Below are 22,065 nucleotides of genomic sequence, written 5' to 3' on the forward strand. Positions count from 1 at the left end.
AAACGGGTCATAAGCGGAAGTCAGGTCACCACTGATAGCGCGCGACACTCTTGCCGGCGTAGCTCGTCGAATTGCCGGAGGATTCACCCTCGAAGGTGGCGGCGAGCGAAACGCCGCTGCGCCACATCACTTCGGCCGATGCCGTGGTCAGCGCCTTGTCGGGCGACTGCGCCGCGCCGTTGACGACGAACGACGCGCCCGGCAGCGTCTGGAAAGTGGCGCCGATCGAGCGATCGGGGTTGTAGTCGTGCGCCCAGGCAAAGCGGCCGCGCAGGGTGAAGATCGAATCCCGCATCGCCCAGGACTTGTCGGCGCGCAGGCCGATCTCGCTGCGGCCGGCCGTCACGCTCCTGGCGCCATAGCGGAGCGCAAAGGTGTTGGCGCCGGACACCACGTTCTCGGCATAGGCCGGCAGTTCGAAGGTGGTGAACTGCGCAGCGGCATAGGGCGTCATGCCCATCCATGGCATGACGAAGCGGTAGCCGCCCTCGACGCGGCCCGACCATGCATTGGCGTTGAACTGCGCGCGCAGGCGGTCGACGCCGGCGATGGTGACGGTGCGGTCGGTGGTCACGTCCTGCCATCCATAGGCGAGCGCCCCGGTGACGTAGGCCTGGCCAACAGTGTGACGCACGAAGGCGCCGGCCTGGAACAGGTCGGAGCGGCCGCTGCCGCCATTGGCGACGCTGAAACTGGTGCCGCCGCCGGCCAGCGCAAAGCCCGCGATGGTGCGCGGCGAGAAGATGTAATCCGCGCCCGCCGCCACGCCGAAGATGCGGCTGGTGCTGGTGTTCGATCCGAGCGCGGCATTGCCGTCGGTGGTTTGCGATCCGCCGAGGCCGGCCGCCCACACGCTCCAGCGCGGATCGTAGTTCCTTGCCAGCGGCGCCTTGCTGTAAACAGCAGCATAGGCATCGCGCTCGTTCTTCGAGCGCGACTTGCGGGATGCGTAGGCGAGCGGTTCTTCCTCGGCATAGCGGGCAGCACCAGACGGCGGCGCGGCAGGTGCGCCACGGCCGTCGATGAACGGATCGGTCATCAGGCCCATGAACTGCGTCATGGCATTGAAGGTGGTCTGCTGTGATCCCGTTGCGGTCTCGCCGGACATCTGCGTCAGCCCATTGAGCAGGTTGTTGCCGGTGAGACCGAAGATCGCGCCAAACGCGGTCGACGGCGACACGCCGGCGAGCAGCGCGTTGTCGACGGCGCCGGCGACATTCCTCTGGTTGGTGCCGGCATTGGCCGGCAGGATCGGCGACAGCAGGCCCGGGCCGAGTGTCACGAACACGTCGTGGCCGACATAGCTCAATACCGGATTGCTCGCGAAGGTATTGCCGGCCCGCATGCTGGCGCCGGCGAATGCGCCGGTTTGGGATCCCGTGGTCATGATCTTGTAGGTGCGCGACTGCAGGAGCCGGGTCGGCGCATCGACGACGACCTGGCCCGCGAGATTGGCGACGCCGGTCACCACGGTCCGGCTGCTGCTGCTGGCGCCCGACGTCTGCACCAGGTAGGCCGCGGCGGTAGAGAAGGTGAGGCTGCCCTGCACGGTCAGGACGGCGGTGGAATTGCCCGGCGCCAGCGTGCCGCCGTTGTTGATCGCGGTATTGCCGACGAAGCCGTTGCCCGACAGCGTGCCGCCATTGTTGACGCTGGTCAGGCTGGAGGAGGCGATCGAGCCATCCACCTGCAGCGTGCCGGCATTGACGGCGGTGGCGCCGGTGTAGGTATTGACCGCGGTCAGGATCGCGGTGCCCGAGCCGATTTGTCTGACCGTGCCGGCGCCTGAGATGTCGCCCGCCAGCGTGCCGGTGTTCGAGTGGTTGAAGTTCAGCACGGCGTTGCTGTCCAGCATCCGCACATTGCCGTTCACCGTGCCCGCGGCGCCGCCATTGCCGATGTTGAGTGTGCCCCGGTAAGAGGCGGCGAATTCTGCGGAGCCGAGGGTGCCGAGCACCGTCGCCGTGGCGCTGTCGGTGCCCGTCATCTCCAGTCCACGCGCGTTGCCGGTGACGGATACCCCGGCGCCGAGAAGACGGAGGTCGAACCGGTGCTGAAGACCCGGACGCCCCTACTGGTGGCGGCGACGCTGCCGGCCGTGAGATTGACGGAGACGAACTGCCCGCCCACAGAGAGAGCGTTGCCGCCGGTGATCACGCTGCCATTGCCGTTGAAGGTGACGTTGCCGCCGCCACTCATCGAGATGGCAGTGTTGCCGCTGGATATCGTGCCGGCGTTCGCGTTGACCACCACGTCGCTGGCCGAAGCCGAACCTGCGGAAATACCGCTTCGTCCCCCGCTGACCGTCCCCCCGTTCACGTTCACGGTCACGGTGCCGGTATTGGCTAGCGCGAATATCCCGTAATCGCCCCCGCTGATGGCGCCACTGGTTGTTACCTTGAAATTGCCGGCGCCTGAAAAGTTGTCGAAGGCAAAGATGGCGCTGGAGCCGGGAGCCGTGCCCGTTATCGAGCCGGTACCTGTATTGATGTCGATGGAGCGCGGCGTATTTACATACAGGCCATTGCCGCCGCTGATATTTCCATTGCCCGTATAGGTGACGCTGCCGCTGGCGGGGCTGTCGAAAAGGAGGCCAAAGGCTCCTCCGTTGATCACGCCGGCGTTGCTGACGTTGATTGCTGCCCCGGTATTGGAAACTATCTGGAATCCCTGGCCATCGACGGTGACGCCTGGATTGAACGTCAAGGTGAGCGGGCCGGGTGTGGTGAATTGTTGGACGGAATCGCTCGAACTGGGATGGGCCGCGTTGAGGTTTAATGCAGGCGTCGTCGTGGTGTTGGCGGCGCAGGTAATCGTGTTCGGATTGACGGTGACGTCGCACGCCGCCAGAGCCGGCTGCGGGATCGAAAGCGCTGCGAGTGCTGTCGAGACCAGGGCCGTTGAGGCCTGCCACGTGGCCCGTCTGGCCAAAATGCGCGCAAAACCCAACATTGGTACTGCCTGACGTCTTGCCGACTGTCAGGCCAATGTGGCGCGACACTTCCAAAGCCAGAGGCTAGCCCGGCGCCACTTTGGCCACAATCGTTGCGGGAACCGGAGTCAACCCATTATTCCCGCGTGCGTTATTTTGGCCACAGATGTGCGCGGATTGAGAATGCGCCGCGCCTGAGAGCGCGCCGATCTTACTTTGCATGGGGTTGTTTTCGCGATTTTGTGTCCAGGCCCCGCGGCGGGCCGAAACGCTCTAGCCCGCGCCGAGCGCGATCGCGATCTGATAGGTCGTAAGACTCGCGAGATAGGCCAGCGTCAGCATGTAGAAGAAGGTCACCGCCATCCACTTCCAGCTGCCGGTCTCGCGGCGGATCACCGCCAGCGTGGACGCGCATTGCGGGGCGAAGATGTACCAGACCAGGAAGGAGAGCGCGGTGGCGAGGCTCCATTTGGTCGCGAGCATCTGGCCGATCTGCTCGGCGGCCTCCTTGCCGCCCTCGATGGCATAGACGGTGCCGAGCGCTGCGACCGCGACCTCGCGCGCCGCCATGCCGGGGATCAGCGCGACCGCGATCTGCCAGTTGAAGCCGAGCGGCGCCAGCAGCGGCTCCAGCGCCTTGCCGATCCAGGCGGCGATGCTGTAGTCGATCGCGGGTCCGGCGGCGCCGGCGGGGGCTTGCGGGAACGAGGCGAGGAACCAGATCAGCACCATCATGGAGAAGATCGTGGTGCCGGCGCGCTGCAGGAACATTTTTGCGCGCGTGTAGGTTCCGATCAGGATGCTCTTGAGCCGCGGCAGCTTGTAGTCGGGCAGTTCCAGCATGAAGGGCGCGGGCTGGTAGTCGCGCAGCATGAAGAACTTGATCAGGAACGACATCAGGAGCGCGCTGCCGATGCCGGCGGCATAGAGGCCGAACATCACGAGACCGCGCACGTTGAACCAGCCCCAGATCTGCCGGTCCGGAATGAAGGCAGAGATGATCAGGGTGTAGACGGGGATGCGCGCCGAGCAGGTCATCAGCGGCGCGATCAGGATGGTGGTGAGGCGGTCGCGCCGGTTGTCGATCACGCGCGTCGCCATGATGCCGGGGATGGCGCAGGCGAAGCTCGACAGCAGCGGAATGAAGGCGCGGCCGTGCAGCCCGGCGCCGCCCATGATGCGGTCCATCAGGAACGCCGCGCGCGCCATGTAGCCGAAATCTTCCAGGAGCAGGATGAACAGGAAGATGATGACGATCTGCGGCAGGAACACCACGACGCTGCCGACGCCCGAGATCACGCCGTTCTGCAGGAAGCTCTGCAGCAGGCCTGCGGGCAGCCTGTCGTGCACGAGCTGTCCGAGCGCGCCGAAGCCCGACGACAACAGCTCCATCAGCGGCTGCGCCCAAGCGAACACCGCCTGGAACATCACGAACAGGATCAGCGCGAGGATCAGCAGCCCCGCCGCCGGGTGCAGCACGACCGCATCGATCCGGGCCGTCCAGGTATCCGGCCGCGTCGGCAGGCTGACGTGCTCGGCGATGATGCGGTCGGCCTCGCGCTGGTTGGCGCGCAGCTGCGCCGCGGTGAGCGGCTGCCAGCGGTTTTCCCCCGCCGGCGCCTTGCCGCCGGCAACGATCTCGTCGGTGAGGCGCAGCAGCTTGTCGGTGCCGCCCTTGCGCACGGCAATCGAGGTCACCACGGGAATGCCGAGTGACGCGGAAAGTCCTGGCACATCGACGGCCACGCCGCGGCGGGTGGCGATGTCGAACATGTTGAGCACCAGCACCAGCGGCCGGCCGGTGGCTTTCAGCTCCAGCACGAGGCGAACGGTGAGCCGCAAATTGGTGGCGTCGGCCACGCACAGCACGAGATCCGGCAGCGCTTCGCCGGGGGTGCGGCCGAGCACCATGTCGCGGGTGATCTCCTCGTCGGGGCTGCGGCCGCGCAGCGAATAGGTGCCGGGGAGGTCGACCAGCGAGACCTGGCGGCCCTGCGGCGTGACGAAGGAGCCTTCCTTGCGCTCGACGGTCACGCCGGGATAGTTCGCCACCTTCTGCCGGCTGCCGGTCAGCGCGTTGAACAGCGAGGTCTTGCCGCTGTTCGGCGTGCCGACCAGGGCGAGATGCAGCAGGGGGGCTTCCATGATCGCGATCCGAACTAGCCGACGATGACGGCCATGGCCTCGCGGCGGCGGACGGCGATGGTGATATTTTCGACGCGTACTGCAATCGGGTCACGTCCGACGGCGCCCTCGTGCAGCACCTCGACGCGCGCGCCCTCGACGAAACCGAGCTCGATCAGCCGGCTCTCCAGCTCGGCCGCCGACAGCGCCGAGCCGGTGTCATCGGCGGCGATGCGGCGAATCACCCCGGAATAGCCGCGTTTGGCCATTCCGAGCGGAAATTGCGTGGCTGCCTCGATTGCATCGGTCATGACCTGTCATTTCAACCGCGGGGCGGCAGGTCAAGCAAATGCCTTGCGATCGCGCGCAAGCTTAGAGTGATTATAAATTGGTCAGGCCAAGCGACCCCGGACCGACAGCCCGGGGCGCTCTTCGCATCGAGGTGGATCAAGCCATCGGCCGCGACTCGATTCCGCCGCCGCCATTGGCGCGCGTGCGGAAGTAGTCGAGCACGAACAGCCGGATCGCCGACGACAAATTGCCCTGCTGGCGATTGCCGTCGATCTCGCCGACCAGTTCCGACAGGGTCATGTCGCGCGTGCCGGAGATTTCCTTCATGCCGTTCCAGAAGGCCTCTTCGAGGCTGACGCTGGTCTTGTGGCCGGCGACGACGATCGAGCGTTTGACGACGGGCGACTTCATGACGCCTCTCCATCGCCGAGCCGATGCTGGTCGAGCAACGCCTTCGCGCGTTCGCTCACCTGTTGCTCCTGCGCGCGCTCCGACTTGCTGCGACCAAACCGCGCACGGTTCGCGTCGGCTTCCTTCGCAGCCGTTTGCCTTGCGACGCGCTTTCTCGCTCGATTCAAATTGACGATATCACCCATGCTCGTCTCCATCATCTAGAAGACCGCAGGAAAAGAGCGACAGCGTCGCGCAATAAAATGCTCAATAGCCATCCAAGAATCCCCGTATACCGATACCTGATAGCACCAATAACTGAATTTCGCTCTGCGAAAACGAAATTTTTTGTGCTCAAGCACGCATGAGTGAGATGTTATGAATCATAATAATAACAAGCCTTCGCCATACGCAGACGTGCACGGCAGTGGGGGCATCAGCCCGGATGAATCATTTTGTTCGGCTGTACAAGACGGTCAAATTCCTTTGCCGTTACAAGGCCAAGCCGCAAGGCTTCTTCCTTCAGCGTGGTGCCGCGCGCATGCGCTTCCTTGGCGACCTTCGCGGCATTGTCGTAGCCGATCTTCGGCGCAAGCGCCGTCACCAGCATCAGAGACCGCTGCATTAAGTCGCGGATGCGTTTTTCGTCGGCGCGTATTCCCTTCACGCAGTTCTCGGTGAATGAGCGTGCCGCGTCGGCCAGCAATTGAATGGAATGTATCATACAATATGCCAAAAGCGGTTTGTACACGTTGAGCTCGAAATGGCCCTGGCTGCCGCCCACCGTGATGGCGGTGTGATTGCCGAACACCTGGCAGCAGACCATGGTCATCGCCTCGCACTGCGTCGGGTTGACCTTGCCGGGCATGATCGACGAGCCGGGCTCGTTTTCCGGCAATATCAGTTCGCCGAGGCCGGAGCGCGGGCCGGAGCCGAGCAGGCGGATGTCGTTGGCAATCTTGAACAGGCCGGTTGCGACCGCGTTGATCGTGCCATGCACGGAGACATAGGCGTCGTTGGAGGCCAGCGCCTCGAACTTGTTCGGTGCGCTGGTGAACGGCAGCCTGGTGATTGCAGCGACATGCCGCGCAAAGGACTTCGCGAATTTCGGTTTCGAGTTGAGGCCGGTGCCGACCGCCGTGCCGCCCTGCGCCAGCGGAAATAATTCCTTCACTGCGACACGCAGCCGCGCCAGCCCGCTCTCGACCTGCGCGGCATAGCCGGAAAATTCCTGGCCCAGCGTCAGCGGCGTCGCATCCTGGGTATGGGTACGGCCGATCTTCACGATCCTGGAAAATGCCTTCTCTTTCCGCCGCAGCTCGCGGCGCAATTCATCCAGCGCGGGAATGAGATCGGCGAGGATGTTGCGGGCGGCGGCGATATGCATCGCGGTCGGGAACGAATCGTTCGACGACTGGCTCATGTTGACGTGATCGTTGGGATGCACCGGCTCCTTGGCGCCGAGCTTGCCGCCGAGCAGTACGTTGGCGCGGTTGGCGATCACCTCGTTGAGATTCATGTTGGTCTGGGTGCCGGAACCGGTCTGCCAGACCACCAGCGGAAAATGATCGTCGAGCTTGCCCTCGATCACCTCACGTGCGGCGCGGACGATTGCGCCGGAGCGCCGCGCATCGAGCAGGCCGAGCTCGCGGTTGGTCTCGGCGGAAGCGAGCTTGACGATGCCGAGCGCATGCACGATCGCGATCGGCATGCGGTCGGTGCCGATGCGAAAGTTCTGCCGCGAGCGTTGCGTCTGCGCGCCCCAATAGCGATCGGAGGGAACCTCGATCGGCCCGAAGCTGTCGGTCTCGGTGCGGGTGGATGTCGATCTGGAAGAGCGGGCCATGAGGAACGTCCGATGCGCGAGAGGGCAGGACGTTCAGTTTAACCCGCAGAAGGCGCGCCGACTATTTCTTGCGGAAGCGGTCGAAGCGCACCACGGTCGCGCCTTCGTTGCCGGCCTGCGGCTCTTCCGCGGCCGCAGGCTCGGCGGTCGTCGCGGGAAGGGCAGGTGCGGGAGGTACGGCCGGCAGTTTTGCCGCCGGCGCCTCAAGGGCCTCCTGCGGCTCGAACTGCAGGCCGAACTGCACTGAGGGATCGAAGAAGCTCTTGATGGCGGCAAAGGGAACCACCAGCCGCTCGGGGATGCCGCCGAACGACAATCCGACCTCGAAACGATCTTCCGTCACCACCAGGTCCCAGAACTGATGCTGCAGGATGATCGTCATCTCCTCCGGATATTGCGCGAGCAGCCGCGGCGACAGCTTCACGCCGTCGGCCTTCGACAGGAAGGTGATGAAGAAGTGATGCTCGCCCGGCAATCCGTGCTCGGCGGCATCGCTCAGCACGCGACGGAGCACCCCGCGCAGCGCGTCCCGCGCCAGCACGTCATATCGGATGTGATCGGTCGCCATGGCAGTCCTTGCAGCTCATCAAACAATCGGGCTCGCCGGTCTCCCGACTCGCCCTTGGGCCATTATGGTACCCCGGCCGCACGCGGAGGTCAGCAGGCGAGGAGGGCGGAATTTGGGGCAGTTGCGCGCTTCTCGGTGAGGCAATGGAGTAAATGAAAGTGGAGGCTTCTGTTGCCAGGTGCCTCCGAACCCCGCCTGACGGAGCTTAACCCGTCAGGACTTTAGAGTGGTCTTTCAAACTGCGTTACGCAGCCTGAGCAACCGGAGCATAGTTGTCGTTGGCAACTATAGCAGTAGCCCGATAACGGCGGAACAATACCGGGAAAAAACACGCCCTTTACGCCCTCGTCGATCCTGTTTCGCCCCCGCCGAAACCCGCCTCTCGAGACGGGCTTGGGTGGAGGCGCCGGGTACTGCCCCCGGGTCCGAATGGTTTATTGCGACGGCCATTTATTTCCATAGCCGGCAAGCCGGCACCCTCAATATAGGGGCCAAAGGTTGAGAAAAACAGTGCCGGAAAACCACGCTTTCGGGTCATGAGCTCCCGGGGCAGGGCTTGGCCGCCCTGGAACGGCCGTTCTGGATTCTTGGCCATGCCGCCCGATTCCGCGCCGGCCGCCGATCCCGAACCGGAGCTGCCCGCGCCCAATCCGCCCGGCCCGGCCGAGTTGTCGTTTGCCTTCGCCAGGATGTCGCTTGCCGGCTTCGGCGGCGTCCCGGTCCGGGCGCTGCGCCGCAAACCGCCGACCGGAGCCGGAGGGCGGCTCTGCCTCGAATTGGCGCAGCAACGCTGGTGGTCCGTTCTGGATATTGGCGGCCGGGGGTTTTTTGGTTTCGCTGGCGTTGTCTGATGAAAATCGCTAGCAAGGCTCTTGGGACAACACCAAGAGACCAAGCAGAATGGGCGGTAAGCCTTCTCGGGGGAGGGAGTGTAATGAGTAACAAGCCGGTCCAGGAGGAAGGCAAGTCCATTTTGCCGACATGGATCAAGGGGCCTCAGGACTTCATCGGCGGTCTCGCGCTGGTGGCGCTTGCGCTGTTTGCGCTATGGGCATCGCGCGACCTGCAGGGCATGCACGGCTTCTCGTTCGGGGCCGGGACGGCGCCGCGGATGTTTTCCGTACTGCTGCTGGGGCTGGGCGCCGCCATCGCCGCCGTCGGCGTTTTGAGCGAGGGCGCCCACCTTGCGAAATATCACTGGCGCGGTCCCCTGTTCGTAACGCTCGCGATCCTGTCGTTCGCCCTCACGATCCGTCCGATGGGAATGATATTCGCCGCCATGACGAGCTTTCTGATCGCGGCCTGCGGATCCGCGGAGACGCGGTGGACAGAAACGGTCATCGTCGGTGCCTGCCTGACAGCGTTCTGCAGTCTCCTGTTCCCTTACGCGCTCGGCCTGCCTTTGCAGTTGCTGCCGACTTTCCTGATCCGTTGAGGGCACCATGGGCGATCTGTTTTCAAATCTCGGGCTCGGCTTCGGTGTCGTTTTCAATCTCGTACAGTGGTCGCCTGCCTTTCTTGGCGGGATGTCGATCCCGATTCCCGTCAACATTCTGCTCTGTCTGATCGGCGCGCTGGTCGGCACGCTGGTGGGCGTGCTGCCGGGCATCGGCACCATCGCCACCGTGGCCATGCTGCTTCCGATCACCTTCGGCCTGCCGCCGGTGGGCGCGCTGATCATGCTGGCCGGCATCTATTACGGCGCGCAGTATGGCGGCTCGACCACGTCGATCCTGGTCAACATTCCCGGTGAGGCTGGCTCGGTGGTCACCGCGCTGGACGGTTTCCAGATGGCCAAGCAGGGCCGCGCCGGCCCGGCGCTGGCGATCGCGGCGATTGGATCGTTCTTCGCCGGCTGCGTGGCGACCGTGCTGATCGCCGTGCTGGGCGCCCCGCTCACCAGGGTCGCGCTGGCGTTCGGACCTGCCGAGTATTTCTCGCTGATGGTGCTCGGCCTGATCTTTGCGGTCGTGCTGGCCAAGGGCTCGGTGCTGAAGGCGATCGCGATGATCGTGCTGGGTCTGCTGCTGTCGATGGTGGGATCCGACATCGAAACCGGCGCATCGCGCATGGCCTTCAACATTCCCGAACTGGCCGACGGTCTCGGCTTCGCCACCGTGGCGATGGGCCTGTTCGGCTTTGCGGAGATCATCCGCAATCTCGATACCGGCGGCGAAAGCGATCGCGAGCTGGTTCAGCAAAAGGTCTCCGGCCTGATGCCGACGGCAAAGGACCTGAAGGACTCCACGCCGGCGGTCCTGCGCGGCACCGTGCTCGGATCGATCCTCGGTATTCTGCCGGGCGGCGGCGCCGTGATCGCGTCCTTCGCGGCCTACACGCTGGAGAAAAAGATCTCGAGGACTCCGTCGCGGTTCGGCCGCGGCGCGATCGAGGGCGTTGCGGCGCCCGAAAGTGCCAACAACGCAGCGGCGCAGACCTCGTTCATTCCGCTGCTGACGCTCGGCATTCCGCCGAATGCGGTGATGGCGCTGATGGTCGGCGCCATGACCATTCACGGCATCGTGCCGGGTCCGCAGGTGATGCAGAAGCAGCCGGAGCTGGTGTGGGGCATGATCGCCTCGATGTGGGTCGGCAACCTCATGCTGCTGGTCATCAACCTGCCGCTGGTGGGCATCTGGGTGCGCCTGCTGCGCGTCCCGTATCGCCTGATGTTCCCGTCCATCGTGATCTTCTGTTCGATCGGCATCTACTCGGTGAACAACGCACCGGTCGACGTCATGCTCGCCGGCGCCTTTGGGATCGTCGGCTATTGGCTGATCAAGCACGATTTCGAGCCGGCGCCGCTGCTGCTCGGCATGGTGCTGGGGCCGCTGATGGAAGAAAACCTGCGGCGCGCGCTCCTGATCTCGCGCGGCGACTGGTCGGTGTTCATCACCCGCCCGCTGTCGGCCGTCCTGATGCTGATCGCCGCCACTCTGCTGGTGCTGGCGGTATTGCCATCGCTTCGCAAGAAGCGCGACGAGGTGTTCGTGGAGTCGGAGAACTGACCTGCGGCGTGGCGCCGCAGGGCGTTCCAATCGACTTCTGCGTCGATTTGGTGAAATGACGATGCCGGCCCGTAGGGGCCGGCATTTCCTTTGTGAACGGGCTTTTTCGGAGAGATCGAATGAACTGGTATGGTCGCGCACTCGCGCACGCAAGTCTGGCTGCTGCCATCTCGCTCGGCGCATCGACCGCGCAGGCGCAAACCTACCCGACCCGCAACATCACCATGATCGTGCCGTTCGCGGCGGGCGGCCCGACCGACGTGATCGCGCGCATCGTCACCGGCCAGATGGCGCCGGCCCTCGGGCAGAGCATCATCATCGAAAACGTGGTCGGCGCCGGCGGCACGACCGCAACGACGCGCGCGGCGCGCGCCACCAATGACGGCTATACGCTGATCACCGGGCATATGGGCACCCACGCCGCGTCGGTGCCGCTCTATCCCAAGCTGGCCTACCACCCGGAGAAGGATTTTGAGCCCGTTGCGCTGCTTGCGGGTACGCCGATCCTGATTCTGGCGCGCAAGGATTTTCCGCCGAAGGATCTGAAGGAATTCGTGGCTTACGTGAAAGCCAATGCGGACAAGGTCAACGCTGCCCATGCCGGCATCGGCTCGGTGTCGCATGTCTCGTGCGAGCTGCTCAACTCGGTGCTTGGGATCAAGCCGGTCGGCGTGCCCTTCAACGGCACGGGGCCTGCGATGAACGCGCTGGTCGCGGGTCAGGTCGACTACATGTGCGACCAGATCGTCAACGCGGTGCCGCAGATCAACGGCGGCACCATCAAGGCCTATGCGATCGCGACGCCGGAGCGCAATCCGTCGCTGCCGAACGTGCCGACCACGACGGAAGCGGGCCTGCCGGCCTTCCAGGCGCAGGCCTGGAACGCGATCTTCGCCCCCAAGGGCACCTCGCCGGAAATCATTGCCAAGCTCAACGCCACGGCCGCCAAGGCGCTGGACGACGAGAACGTCAAGAAGCGCCTGCTCGACCTCGGCAGCGTCATTCCGGCGCCCGCCGACCGCACCCCGCAGGCGCTGGGGACGCTGGTGAAGAACGAGGTCGCCAAGTGGTCATCGGTGCTCAAACCCGCAACGAATTGAGCGGTTTAGGCTGACGAGCGAAGGGGGCGGAACGCAGGTTCCGCCCCCTTGCCGTTGCAGCGGTGGAGCAACATTTCCCTGTATAATGGGTGAGTGGAGCCGAGTCGGCCTGTCGAGGCGCCGGCCCGGCCGCTACATTTCGCCGTCCCCGCAAAGACCCGATCCGACGCCATGAACCAGTATCACGACCTGCTCGAACGCATCCTCGCCGACGGCGTGGAGAAGCACGATCGCACCGGCACCGGCACGCTGTCGATCTTCGGCCACCAGATGCGCTTCAACCTGCAGTCGGGTTTTCCGATGCTGACCACCAAGCGGTTGCCGCTGAAGGCGATCGTGCATGAGCTGTTGTGGTTCCTCAAGGGCGACACCAACATCAAGTATCTGAAGGACAACGGCGTCACCATCTGGGACGAGTGGGCCGACGCCAATGGCGATCTCGGCCCGGTCTACGGCTCGCAATGGCGTTCGTGGCCGGCGCCCGACGGCCGTCACATCGACCAGATTTCCAATGTCGTCGACATGATCAGGCGCAATCCGGATTCGCGCCGGCTGATCGTCAGTGCGTGGAATCCCGCCGAAGTCGACAGGATGGCGCTGCCGCCCTGTCATTGCCTGTTCCAGTTCTACGTCGCCAACGGCAAGCTGTCCTGCCAGCTCTATCAGCGCTCGGCCGACGTCTTCCTCGGCGTTCCCTTCAACATCGCTTCCTATGCGCTGCTCACCATGATGGTGGCGCAGGTCACGGGATTGAAGGCGGGCGACTTCGTGCATTCGCTGGGCGATGCTCATCTCTATTCCAACCATCTAGAGCAGGCGCGGCTGCAACTGACGCGCCCGACCAGGACGCTGCCGGCCATGAAGATCAATCCCGGCGTGAAGGACATCTTCTCCTTCCGCTACGAGGATTTCGCGCTCGAGAACTACGACCCGCATCCGCACATCAAGGCCGAGGTCGCGGTGTGACCGTGACGGCCGTTGTGCGCCCGCAGATCGTCCTCATCGTCGCGGTCGCCGAGAACGGCGTGATCGGCGCCGGCGGCGCCATTCCCTGGCGGCTGAAAACCGACCAGCAGCGCTTGAAGGCGATCACGCTGAACAAGCCGGTGGTGATGGGGCGCAAGACCTTCGAGTCGTTGCGCCGGCCGCTGCCGGGGCGCACCAACATCGTCGTCACGCGCGACCGGGATTATCGGGCGGCAGGGGCCGTCGTCACCAATTCGTTCGAGAACGCCCGGGCGGTCGCGCTGGGCGATGCGCTGCGGCGTTCCACCGGCGAAATTGCCGTGATCGGCGGCGCGGAAATCTACGCGCAATGGATGGCGGCGGCCGACCGGCTCGACGTCACCGAGGTGCACGCCCGCCCTGAGGGCGATACGCGCCTTGCCGCCATCGATCCCCTCGCATGGGAGGAAGTCTCGCGGCTCCGCAATCCGGCCGGTCCGGACGACAGCGTCGACTTTTCCTATGTGACATATCGTCGGCGCGGATCACGTTAACTGCGCTAGCCAATGTTTACATTGACTTTTCCCACCCCAAGCCTAGCTGCTTGAAGGGCAGGCGGCGCGTTGTAAGGGTCTTGGCGGTCCCCTATAAAGCCGGGCTGAGTTTGCGAGGCGGGCGGCCCAGTGCCGGGCTGGCCCCGCGGAGGAGAGGTTCGAATGCCGTGGAAAAATCAAGGCGGGGGCCCCTGGGGCTCGGGTCCGAAAGGACCATGGGGTCAGGGTCCGCAGTCGGTCGGGCCGCGGCCGCCGGACCTTGAAGACCTGCTGCGCCGTGGCCAGGACAAGATGCAGCAGCTGCTGCCCGGCGGCCATCTCAGCGGCATGGGCATCGCGCTGATCCTGGTCGGTGCACTGGCGATCTGGGGCCTTTCCGGGTTCTTCCGCGTGCAGTCCGAAGAGCTCGGCGTGGTCTTGCGCTTCGGCAAGCATGTGCGCACCGTGCAGCCGGGCCTCAATTATCATCTGCCCTATCCGATCGAGACCGTGCAGCTGCCGAAGGCGTTGCGCGTCTCCACCATCTCCATCGGCATGACCCTCATCGAGGACGCGGCGCGCCGCGGCCGCACCATGCGCGACGTGCCGGAGGAGAGCCTGATGCTCACCGGCGACGAGAACATCGTCGACGTCGACTTCACCGTGCTGTGGCGCATCAAGCCGGACGGCGTCGGCAATTTCCTTTTCAACATCCAGAACCCGGAAGGCACCGTGAAGGCGGTGGCCGAGAGCGCTATGCGCGAGGTGATCGGCCGTTCCCCGATTCAGCCGATCCTCACCGGCGCGCGCAACACCATCGAGCAGAGCGTGCAGGAATTGATGCAGAAGGTGCTCGATTCCTACGGCTCAGGTGTCCAGATCACGCAGGTGCAGATGCAGAAGGTCGACCCGCCGGCGCAGGTGATCGAAGCGTTCCGCGACGTGCAGGCGGCGCGTGCCGACCTCGAGCGTCTGCAGAACGAGGCGCAGACCTATGCCAACCGCGTGGTGCCCGACGCCCGCGGCCGCGCCGCGCAGATCCTGCAGGTGGCCGAAGGCTACAAGGAGCAGGCGATCGCGGAAGCCAAGGGCCAGAGCGCGCGCTTCAACAAGGTGTATGACGAATACGCCAAGGCCAAGGACGTGACGCGGCAACGCATCTATCTGGAGACCATGGAGCGCGTCCTCGGCCCCGCGCAGAAGCTCGTCTATGACGGCGGACCGTCCGGATCGAGCATCGTGCCCTATCTGCCCCTCAGCGAGTTGAGCCCGCCTCGTCCGGCGCAACCGGCGCAACCGGCGGCGACGGGCCAGCAGCAGGGAGGAGGTGCGCGATGAGATCCCCGGTTACAGGTATCGTCACGCTGATCCTGCTGTTCCTGCTCGTGATCGTCGGCTACAGCTCGCTCTTCACAGTGCAGCAGACCGAACAGGCGCTGGTGGTCCGGCTCGGCCGGCCCGTCGACGTGGTGTCGCAGCCGGGCCTGAACTTCAAGGCGCCGTTCATCGACACCGTCATCAGCATCGACAAGCGCATCCTCGACCTGGAAAATCCGTCGCAGGAGGTGATCGCTTCCGACCAGAAGCGGCTGGTGGTCGACGCTTTCGCCCGCTACCGGATCAAGGATGCCCTGCGCTTCTATCAGAGCGTCGGCTCGATCCCGGCAGCCAATCTGCAGCTGACGACGCTGCTCAATGCGGCACTGCGCCGCGTGCTCGGCGAAGTCACCTTCATTGCGGTGGTGCGCGACGAACGCGAAGGGTTGATGGCCAAGATCCGCAACCAGCTCGACCGCGAGGCCGAAGGTTATGGCATCGAGGTGGTCGACGTCCGTATCCGCCGGGCCGATTTGCCCGATGCCAACAGCCAGGCGGTGTATCAGCGCATGCAGACCGAGCGTCAGCGCGAGGCCGCCGAGTTCCGCGCCCAGGGCGGCCAGAAGGCACAGGAGATCAGGTCGAAGGCGGATCGTGAGGCAACCGTCATCATCGCGGACGCCAACTCGATCTCCGAGCAGGTCCGCGGCACCGGCGATGCCGAACGCAACCGCCTGTTTGCCGAAGCCTATGGCAGGGATCCGGACTTCTTCGCCTTCTACCGCTCGATGTCAGCCTATGAGAAGGGGCTGCGCTCCAACGATACCCGCTTCCTGCTGCGGCCGGATTCGGATTTCTTCCGCTTCTTCGGCAGCGCTTCGGGCAAGATCGACGGCGCGGCGGCGCCGAAGCAGTAGGATTGCAGACGAGGGGCGAGCGGTTCCGCTTCGCCCCTCGGCCACATAACAACAAAACCGTTTCGGGAGGCTGAGGTCCGATGAGGTCCCTTGCGTTCGTCGACTTCCTCATCGGCGTCGGAATCCTGCTCGTGCTGGAAGGCATCCTGTTCGCCGCAGGCCCCGCCTTCATGCGCAGAGCGATGAAGAGCGCGCTGGAGACGCCCGACAACATCTTGCGCATCGTGGGTATCGCGTCGGCGGTCGCCGGCCTGGTCCTGATCTGGCTGGTGCGGCGGTAAGAGCCAACGCAAACGTGAGGCGAAACAGGCCGGGTTTTCGCCGGATTGCCTGCCTCAAATGCTTGCACCGCGGCCCGGTTCGGGCGCAGTGTTATCAGATATTCGTTCCCGACTTGCCTGGAGAGAAACCGACATGACCGGTGCCCGACCCGCCCTCAGCCGTCGCCTGCGCCGTCTTGCGGCCGCGATGACGATTGGCGCCGCAAGTGTCGTGGCCTCAGTGCCCGCTCTCGCGCGCGGCCCCGACGGGATCGCCGATATCGCCGAGAAGGTGATCGACGCCGTCGTCAACATCTCGACCTCGCAGACCGTCGAGGTCAAGGGTGGTGGCGGAGGCGGTGGCGGCGGCGCCATGCCGCAAGTGCCGCCGGGCTCGCCCTTCGAGGAATTCTTCGACGACTTCTTCAAGAACCGCCGCGGCCCGGGCAGCAAGGGCGGCGAGGGCAACCGCGAGTTCCAGCCGCGCAAGACCAATTCGCTCGGCTCCGGCTTCATCATCGACACCGCAGGCGTCGTCGTCACCAACAACCACGTCATTGCGGATGCCGACGAGATCAACGTCATCCTCAACGACGGCAGCAAGATCAAGGCCGAGCTGGTCGGCGTCGACAAGAAGACCGACCTGGCGGTGCTGAAGTTCAAGCCGACCAAGCCGCTGGTCGCGGTGAAGTTCGGCGACTCCGACAAGCTGCGGCTGGGCGAATGGGTGATTGCGATCGGCAACCCCTTCAGCCTCGGCGGCTCGGTGACGGCTGGCATCGTCTCGGCGCGCAACCGCGACATCAGCCAGGGGCCGTATGACAACTACATCCAGACCGACGCCTCCATCAACCGCGGCAATTCCGGCGGTCCGCTGTTCAACCTTGAAGGCGAGGTCGTCGGCGTCAACACGCTGATCATCTCGCCGACCGGCGGCTCGATCGGTCTCGGCTTTGCCGTGCCGTCGAAGACGGTCGCCGTCGTGGTCGACCAGTTGCAGAAATTCGGCGAGCTGCGCCGTGGCTGGCTCGGCGTGCGCATCCAGCAGGTCACCGACGAGATTGCCGAGAGCCTCAACATCAAGCCGCCGCGAGGCGCGCTGGTGGCCGGCATCGACGACAAGGGCCCGGCAAAACCCGCCGGCATCGAGCCCGGCGACGTCGTGATCCGCTTCGACGGCAAGGACATCAAGGATCCCAAGGATCTCTCGCGCGTGGTCGCCGACACCGCGGTCGGCAAGGATGTCGACGTCGTCATCATCCGCAAGGGCAAGGAAGAGACCCGCAAGGTGACGCTCGGCCGCCTCGAGGACACCGACAAGGCCAAGGAAGCCGCCGCCAAGACCAAGGAAGAGCCGGCCGAGAAGCCGGTGACGCAAAAGGCGCTCGGCCTCGATCTCGCGACGCTGAGCAAGGATCTGCGCACGAAGTACAAGGTCAAGGACAGCGTCAAGGGCGTCATCATCACCGGCGTCGACAACGCCTCCGATGCCGCCGAGAAGCGGCTCTCCGCCGGCGACGTCATCGTCGAGGTGGCGCAGGAAGCCGTCGCCAACGCCGCCGACGTCAAGAAGCGCGTCGACCAGGTCAAGAAGGACGGCAAGAAGAGCGTGCTGCTCCTGGTCGCCAACGGCGACGGCGACCTGCGCTTCGTGGCGCTGAGCGTGCAGTAGCAGTTTGTCGTCCCGGCGCAGGCCGGGACCCATACGCCGCGGCCGTGCTGATTACAGGCGGTGGTCGACGGCTTTTCTAGGCAACTGATGTTGGTGGTTATGGGTCCCGGCCTACGCCGGGACGACGAAAAGTCACTCTTCCACGAACTCGTCCCGCCGATAGCCCTGCGCGTAGAGCAGCGCCGTTAGATCACCGAAGTCGATCCGCGCGGCGGCGGCGGCGGCGACCGCCGGCTTGGCGTGATAGGCCACGCCCAGTCCCGCGTTCTGTATCATGCCGAGATCGTTGGCGCCGTCGCCGGTGACGAGCGTGTCGATATCGTCGAGATCGAAGGATTCCGTCAGATCAATCAACGTCTGCAGTTTCGCTGCGCGGCCGAGGATTGGCTCCTTCACCTCGCCGGAAAACTTGCCGTCGCTGACGATCAGCTCGTTGGCGCGGTTCTCCTGGAAGCCGATCTGCGCCGCCACCGCGTTGGTGAACAGCGTGAAGCCGCCGGAGATCAGGCAGGTATAGGCGCCATGGGCGCGCATGGTCATGACCAGCGCACGGCCGCCGGGCGTCGGCGTGATGCGCTTCTTCAGGACTTCATCCACGACCGTAACCGGCATGCCCTTGAGCAGCGCCACGCGCTCGCGCAGCGCCGGCTCGAACTCGATCTCGCCGCGCATGGCGCGTTCGGTGATCCCGGCGACATGGGCCTTGAGTCCTGCAAAGTCGGCCAGCTCGTCGATGCACTCCTGGCCGATCATGGTGGAATCCATGTCGGCCAGAAAAAGCTTCTTGCGCCGCGTCGCTATCGGCTGCACGACAATGTCGATCGGCAGGTCGCCGCGCGCCTGGCGCAGGCGGGCTTCCATCGCCTTGATGTCCTCGCTGCCGGAAAAGGGGATATCGACCGCGACCTCGTTGAACAGCCACTCGGCCTCGCCGGGCGAGGGCAGCACGGCGAGCGCGCCGTCGACGACGGTGCTGTCGAGCGCGGGATTGGCGGGATTGCAGATGAGGGTGGCGACGAGGGACATGCAGGCGGGTTTTCACGGGTTGAGCAAGGCCGTGCTTATCGCAGGGCCGACCGCCAGCGGCAAGTCGGCGCTGGCGCTCGATCTTGCGCAAAAAACCGGCGGTGTCGTCATCAACGCCGATTCCATGCAGGTCTATCGCGATCTGCGCATCATCACCGCGCGGCCGACGGTGGAGGAAGAGGCGCGGGTGCCGCACCGGCTCTACGGCCATGTCGATGCCGCCGTCAATTTCTCAGCCGGCGCCTGGATCGCCGACGCGGCAAAGGCGCTGGAAGAAGCGCGTGCGCAGGACAAGCTGCCGATCTTCGTCGGCGGCTCCGGTCTCTATTTCAAGGCGCTGACGCGGGGCTTGTCGGCGGTGCCGCCCATTCCGCCGGAGGTGCGCGAGAACGTGCGTGCGCGGCTGGAACGCGATGGCGTCGAGGCGCTGCATGCGGAACTCGCGCGCCGCGACCCCGTCTCCGCCGAACGGCTGAAGCCGCGCGACCGCACCCGGATTGCGCGGGCGCTCGAAGTGATCGAGGCCACGGGCCGCGCGCTGCCGGACTGGCACCGCGAGGGCCTGCCGCCGCTGCTGCCGCCAGGAGAATTTTCCGCGCTGTTCCTCGCGCCCGAGCGTGACGCGCTCTATGCGCGGATCGATGCGCGCTTCGACGCGATGCTGGCGTCCGGCGCGATCGAGGAGGTTGCAGCGCTGGCGGCGCGCCAACTCGATCCGCTGCTGCCGGCCATGAAGGCCCACGGCGTGCCGGTGCTGATCCGGCACATAAGGGGCGAGGTCACGCGCGCCGAGGCCGCCGAGTTCGGCCGCACCGAGACCCGGCAATACGCCAAGCGGCAGTTCACCTGGTTCCGGCACCAGCTGCCGGAGTTCGAATGGGTGGCCCCTGAAGCGGCGCGGGGCTGGCTGGAGACTCGCGCAGGCCAGCCATGACGCCTGATCTGTGCCGTTGCAGCAATTTCGCGCTCGCCGAACGCCGAAAAGCCCGCTAACCTGCCGGAAATCGCGCGGAAGGGCGCCATTGCCTTGACATTCGGGGCAGGGTGGCTATGTTCGCGCAACCTTTGGGAAGCCTGAGCGGGCAAATGCGCAATATTATTGCCAAACTCCTTATCGTCGTCGTACCCAGGTGCATCGCCCCGGGTGGCTGAGGCCATTCGAATTCAGGCGGTGCACATGGGGCCTCTTCGGGCCCTTTTTTATTTCCCAGACCAACCAACGAAGACCGCGCCGCGAAGTGCGCATCCGGAGCAAGCCATGAGCAAGGAAAGCCACGATCCGAACCAGATGACGGGAGCCGCGATGATCGTCCGCGCGCTGATCGATCACGGCGTGCAGCATCTCTTCGGCTATCCCGGTGGCGCGGTGCTTCCGATCTATGACGAGATCTTCCAGCAGAGCGAGGTCGAGCACATCCTGGTCCGCCACGAGCAGGGCGCGGGCCACGCGGCGGAAGGCTATGCGCGCTCCACCGGCAAGCCCGGCGTGGTGCTGGTGACCTCGGGCCCCGGCGCCACCAACATGGTGACGCCGCTGACCGACGCGCTGATGGATTCCATTCCGCTGGTCTGCATCACCGGACAGGTTCCCACGCACCTGATCGGCAACGACGCGTTCCAGGAATGCGACACCGTCGGCATCACCCGTCCCTGCACCAAGCACAACTGGCTGGTCCGCGACGTCAACGATCTGGCCAAAGTGCTGCACGAGGCGTTCTACGTCGCGACATCAGGCCGTCCCGGGCCTGTCGTCGTCGACGTGCCCAAGGACGTGCAGTTCGCCACCGGCACCTATCACCCGCCGCGCAAGGACGACGTGCACGTGTCCTACACGCCGCGGATCAAGGGCGATGCGACGCAGATCCGCAAGGCCGTGGCGCTGCTCGCTGCCGCCAAACGCCCGGTGATCTATTCCGGCGGCGGCGTCATCAACTCCGGTCCGGAAGCATCGAAGCTGCTGCGCGAGCTGGTCAACGTCACCGGCTTTCCCATCACCTCGACCCTGATGGGGCTCGGCGCCTATCCGGCCTCGGGCAAGAACTGGCTCGGCATGCTCGGCATGCACGGCACCTACGAAGCCAACATGACCATGCATGATTGCGACGTCATGCTGTGCGTCGGCGCACGCTTCGACGACCGCATCACCGGCCGCATCGACGCCTTTTCGCCGGGCTCGAAGAAAATCCACATCGACATCGACCCGTCCTCGATCAACAAGAACATTCGCGTCGACGTGCCGATCATCGGCGATTGCGCCAACGTGCTCGGTGACCTCTTGCAGGTGTTCCGGGCCGAGGCGAAGAAGCCCGATATCAAGGCGTGGTGGCAACAGATCGCGCAATGGCGCGCGCGCAACTCGCTGTCCTACCGCAAGAGCAGCGATGTCATCCTGCCGCAGCAGGCGATCCAGAGCCTGTTCGAGTTGACGCGCGGCAAGGACACCTACATCACCACCGAAGTCGGCCAGCACCAGATGTGGGCCGCGCAGTTCTTCGGCTTCGAGGAGCCGCACCGCTGGATGACCTCGGGCGGGCTTGGCACCATGGGCTATGGCTTGCCGGCGGCACTCGGCGTGCAGGTCGCCCATCCCGACAGCCTCGTCATCGACATCGCGGGCGACGCCTCGGTACAGATGACGATGCAGGAAATGTCGACGGCCGTGCAGTACGAGCTGCCGATCAAGATCTTCATCCTGAACAACCAGTACATGGGCATGGTGCGGCAATGGCAGCAGCTGCTGCACGGCAACCGCCTGTCGCATTCCTACAGCGAGGCGCTGCCGGACTTCGTCAAGCTGGCGGACGCCTATGGCTGCGTCGGCCTGCAGGCGATCAAGCCCGGCGATCTCGACGGCGCGATCCGCGAGATGATCAAGGTCAAGCGGCCGGTGCTGTTCGACTGCCGCGTCGCGGCGCTGGAGAACTGCTTCCCGATGATTCCGTCCGGCAAGGCGCACAACGAAATGCTGCTGCCGGAGGAAGCCACCGACGAAGCCACCGCCAGGGCCTTCGCCGGCGGCAAGGCGCTGGTGTGATGATGATGGACCAGCCGCGACCAGCGCTCTTCTTCGCCTCGCCCCGCTTGCGGGGAGAGGTCGGATTGCATCGCAGATGCAATCCGGGTGAGGGGGACTATC

The 22,065-nt window shown here is 65.0% G+C and carries 21 protein-coding genes and 1 other RNA gene; 12 read left to right on the forward strand and 10 right to left on the reverse strand.

Annotation, left to right across the window (positions count from 1 at the left end):
* Window positions 1–25 precede the first annotated feature (25 nt).
* The 9 genes from HZB49_RS23415 to ssrA form a co-directional block, all read right to left on the reverse strand.
* On the reverse strand, window positions 26–1,987 hold the full coding sequence (locus tag HZB49_RS23415; protein WP_291615636.1) for an autotransporter domain-containing protein: 1,962 nt from the start codon (window positions 1,985–1,987) through the stop codon (window positions 26–28).
* On the reverse strand, window positions 1,984–2,952 hold the full coding sequence (locus tag HZB49_RS23420) for a hypothetical protein (protein WP_291615638.1): 969 nt from the start codon (window positions 2,950–2,952) through the stop codon (window positions 1,984–1,986). The genes HZB49_RS23415 and HZB49_RS23420 overlap by 4 nt, the downstream gene beginning before the upstream one ends.
* A 253-nt stretch (window positions 2,953–3,205) precedes the next feature.
* The gene (locus tag HZB49_RS23425) at window positions 3,206–5,077 is read right to left on the reverse strand and encodes a ferrous iron transporter B (RefSeq protein ID WP_291615640.1); all 1,872 of its coding nucleotides are present in this window, start codon (window positions 5,075–5,077) and stop codon (window positions 3,206–3,208) included.
* Window positions 5,078–5,091: 14 nt separating this feature from the next.
* Entirely contained in the window at window positions 5,092–5,367 is a 276-nt protein-coding gene (locus HZB49_RS23430; RefSeq protein ID WP_291615642.1) for a FeoA family protein, read from the reverse strand.
* Between the two features lie 136 nt (window positions 5,368–5,503).
* The gene (locus tag HZB49_RS23435; protein WP_291615643.1) at window positions 5,504–5,758 is read right to left on the reverse strand and encodes a ribbon-helix-helix domain-containing protein; all 255 of its coding nucleotides are present in this window, start codon (window positions 5,756–5,758) and stop codon (window positions 5,504–5,506) included.
* Window positions 5,755–5,943 carry a DUF4169 family protein gene (locus tag HZB49_RS23440; protein ID WP_291615645.1) on the reverse strand — a complete coding sequence of 63 codons (189 nt, stop codon included), beginning with the start codon at window positions 5,941–5,943 and terminating at the stop codon, window positions 5,755–5,757. Before HZB49_RS23440 ends, HZB49_RS23435 begins: the two co-directional genes overlap by 4 nt.
* Before the next feature lie 230 nt (window positions 5,944–6,173).
* A complete protein-coding gene (gene fumC / locus HZB49_RS23445) occupies window positions 6,174–7,583 on the reverse strand; it encodes a class II fumarate hydratase (protein ID WP_291615647.1) in 1,410 nt (469 codons plus the stop codon).
* A 61-nt stretch (window positions 7,584–7,644) separates the two neighbouring features.
* Window positions 7,645–8,151, reverse strand: a complete 507-nt coding sequence (locus HZB49_RS23450) for a ClpXP protease specificity-enhancing factor SspB (protein WP_291615648.1) — start codon at window positions 8,149–8,151, stop codon at window positions 7,645–7,647.
* A 157-nt stretch (window positions 8,152–8,308) separates the two neighbouring features.
* Window positions 8,309–8,665, reverse strand: a transfer-messenger RNA (tmRNA) gene (gene ssrA / locus HZB49_RS23455).
* A 79-nt stretch (window positions 8,666–8,744) separates the two neighbouring features.
* Between ssrA and HZB49_RS23460 the strand changes: the two genes are divergently transcribed.
* From HZB49_RS23460 to HZB49_RS23505, 10 genes are all read left to right on the forward strand, one after another.
* Window positions 8,745–9,002, forward strand: a complete 258-nt coding sequence (locus HZB49_RS23460; protein ID WP_291615650.1) for a hypothetical protein — start codon at window positions 8,745–8,747, stop codon at window positions 9,000–9,002.
* An 83-nt stretch (window positions 9,003–9,085) separates the two neighbouring features.
* Window positions 9,086–9,586, forward strand: coding sequence for a tripartite tricarboxylate transporter TctB family protein (locus tag HZB49_RS23465; RefSeq protein WP_291615652.1), 501 nt, complete (start codon window positions 9,086–9,088; stop codon window positions 9,584–9,586).
* Between the two features lie 7 nt (window positions 9,587–9,593).
* Window positions 9,594–11,159 (forward strand): tripartite tricarboxylate transporter permease, encoded by a 1,566-nt coding sequence (locus HZB49_RS23470; protein ID WP_291615654.1) that lies wholly within the window; start codon window positions 9,594–9,596, stop codon window positions 11,157–11,159.
* Between the two features lie 119 nt (window positions 11,160–11,278).
* Window positions 11,279–12,259 carry a tripartite tricarboxylate transporter substrate binding protein BugD gene (locus HZB49_RS23475; protein ID WP_291615656.1) on the forward strand — a complete coding sequence of 327 codons (981 nt, stop codon included), beginning with the start codon at window positions 11,279–11,281 and terminating at the stop codon, window positions 12,257–12,259.
* Between the two features lie 171 nt (window positions 12,260–12,430).
* The gene (locus tag HZB49_RS23480) at window positions 12,431–13,225 is read left to right on the forward strand and encodes a thymidylate synthase (RefSeq protein WP_291615658.1); all 795 of its coding nucleotides are present in this window, start codon (window positions 12,431–12,433) and stop codon (window positions 13,223–13,225) included.
* A gap of 2 nt (window positions 13,226–13,227) precedes the next feature.
* The gene (locus tag HZB49_RS23485; RefSeq protein WP_291615660.1) at window positions 13,228–13,758 is read left to right on the forward strand and encodes a dihydrofolate reductase; all 531 of its coding nucleotides are present in this window, start codon (window positions 13,228–13,230) and stop codon (window positions 13,756–13,758) included.
* A gap of 162 nt (window positions 13,759–13,920) precedes the next feature.
* Window positions 13,921–15,075 (forward strand): FtsH protease activity modulator HflK, encoded by a 1,155-nt coding sequence (hflK, locus tag HZB49_RS23490; RefSeq protein WP_291615662.1) that lies wholly within the window; start codon window positions 13,921–13,923, stop codon window positions 15,073–15,075.
* Complete coding sequence (locus tag HZB49_RS23495; protein ID WP_291615664.1) at window positions 15,072–15,971, forward strand: protease modulator HflC; 900 nt, start codon at window positions 15,072–15,074, stop codon at window positions 15,969–15,971. Before hflK ends, HZB49_RS23495 begins: the two co-directional genes overlap by 4 nt.
* Window positions 15,972–16,051: 80 nt before the next feature.
* Window positions 16,052–16,252: a DUF2065 domain-containing protein gene (locus HZB49_RS23500; protein ID WP_291615666.1), complete on the forward strand. Its 201-nt coding sequence runs from the start codon at window positions 16,052–16,054 to the stop codon at window positions 16,250–16,252.
* 133 nt (window positions 16,253–16,385) lie between these two features.
* The gene (locus HZB49_RS23505) at window positions 16,386–17,903 is read left to right on the forward strand and encodes a Do family serine endopeptidase (protein WP_291615668.1); all 1,518 of its coding nucleotides are present in this window, start codon (window positions 16,386–16,388) and stop codon (window positions 17,901–17,903) included.
* 132 nt (window positions 17,904–18,035) lie between these two features.
* Here the strand turns inward: HZB49_RS23505 and serB are convergent, their stop codons facing one another.
* Complete coding sequence (gene serB / locus HZB49_RS23510; protein WP_291615670.1) at window positions 18,036–18,929, reverse strand: phosphoserine phosphatase SerB; 894 nt, start codon at window positions 18,927–18,929, stop codon at window positions 18,036–18,038.
* Here serB and miaA point away from each other — a divergent pair.
* Both miaA and HZB49_RS23520 read left to right on the forward strand, forming a co-directional pair.
* A complete protein-coding gene (gene miaA, locus HZB49_RS23515; RefSeq protein WP_291615672.1) occupies window positions 18,907–19,863 on the forward strand; it encodes a tRNA (adenosine(37)-N6)-dimethylallyltransferase MiaA in 957 nt (318 codons plus the stop codon). The two genes, serB and miaA, sit on opposite strands and share 23 nt — an antisense overlap.
* A gap of 324 nt (window positions 19,864–20,187) precedes the next feature.
* Window positions 20,188–21,963: an acetolactate synthase 3 large subunit gene (locus tag HZB49_RS23520; RefSeq protein WP_291615674.1), complete on the forward strand. Its 1,776-nt coding sequence runs from the start codon at window positions 20,188–20,190 to the stop codon at window positions 21,961–21,963.
* The last annotated feature ends 102 nt before the right edge of the window (window positions 21,964–22,065 follow it).

Origin of the sequence: Bradyrhizobium sp. (genome assembly GCF_016219575.1) — a bacterium.
Taxonomy (GTDB): domain Bacteria; phylum Pseudomonadota; class Alphaproteobacteria; order Rhizobiales; family Xanthobacteraceae; genus Bradyrhizobium.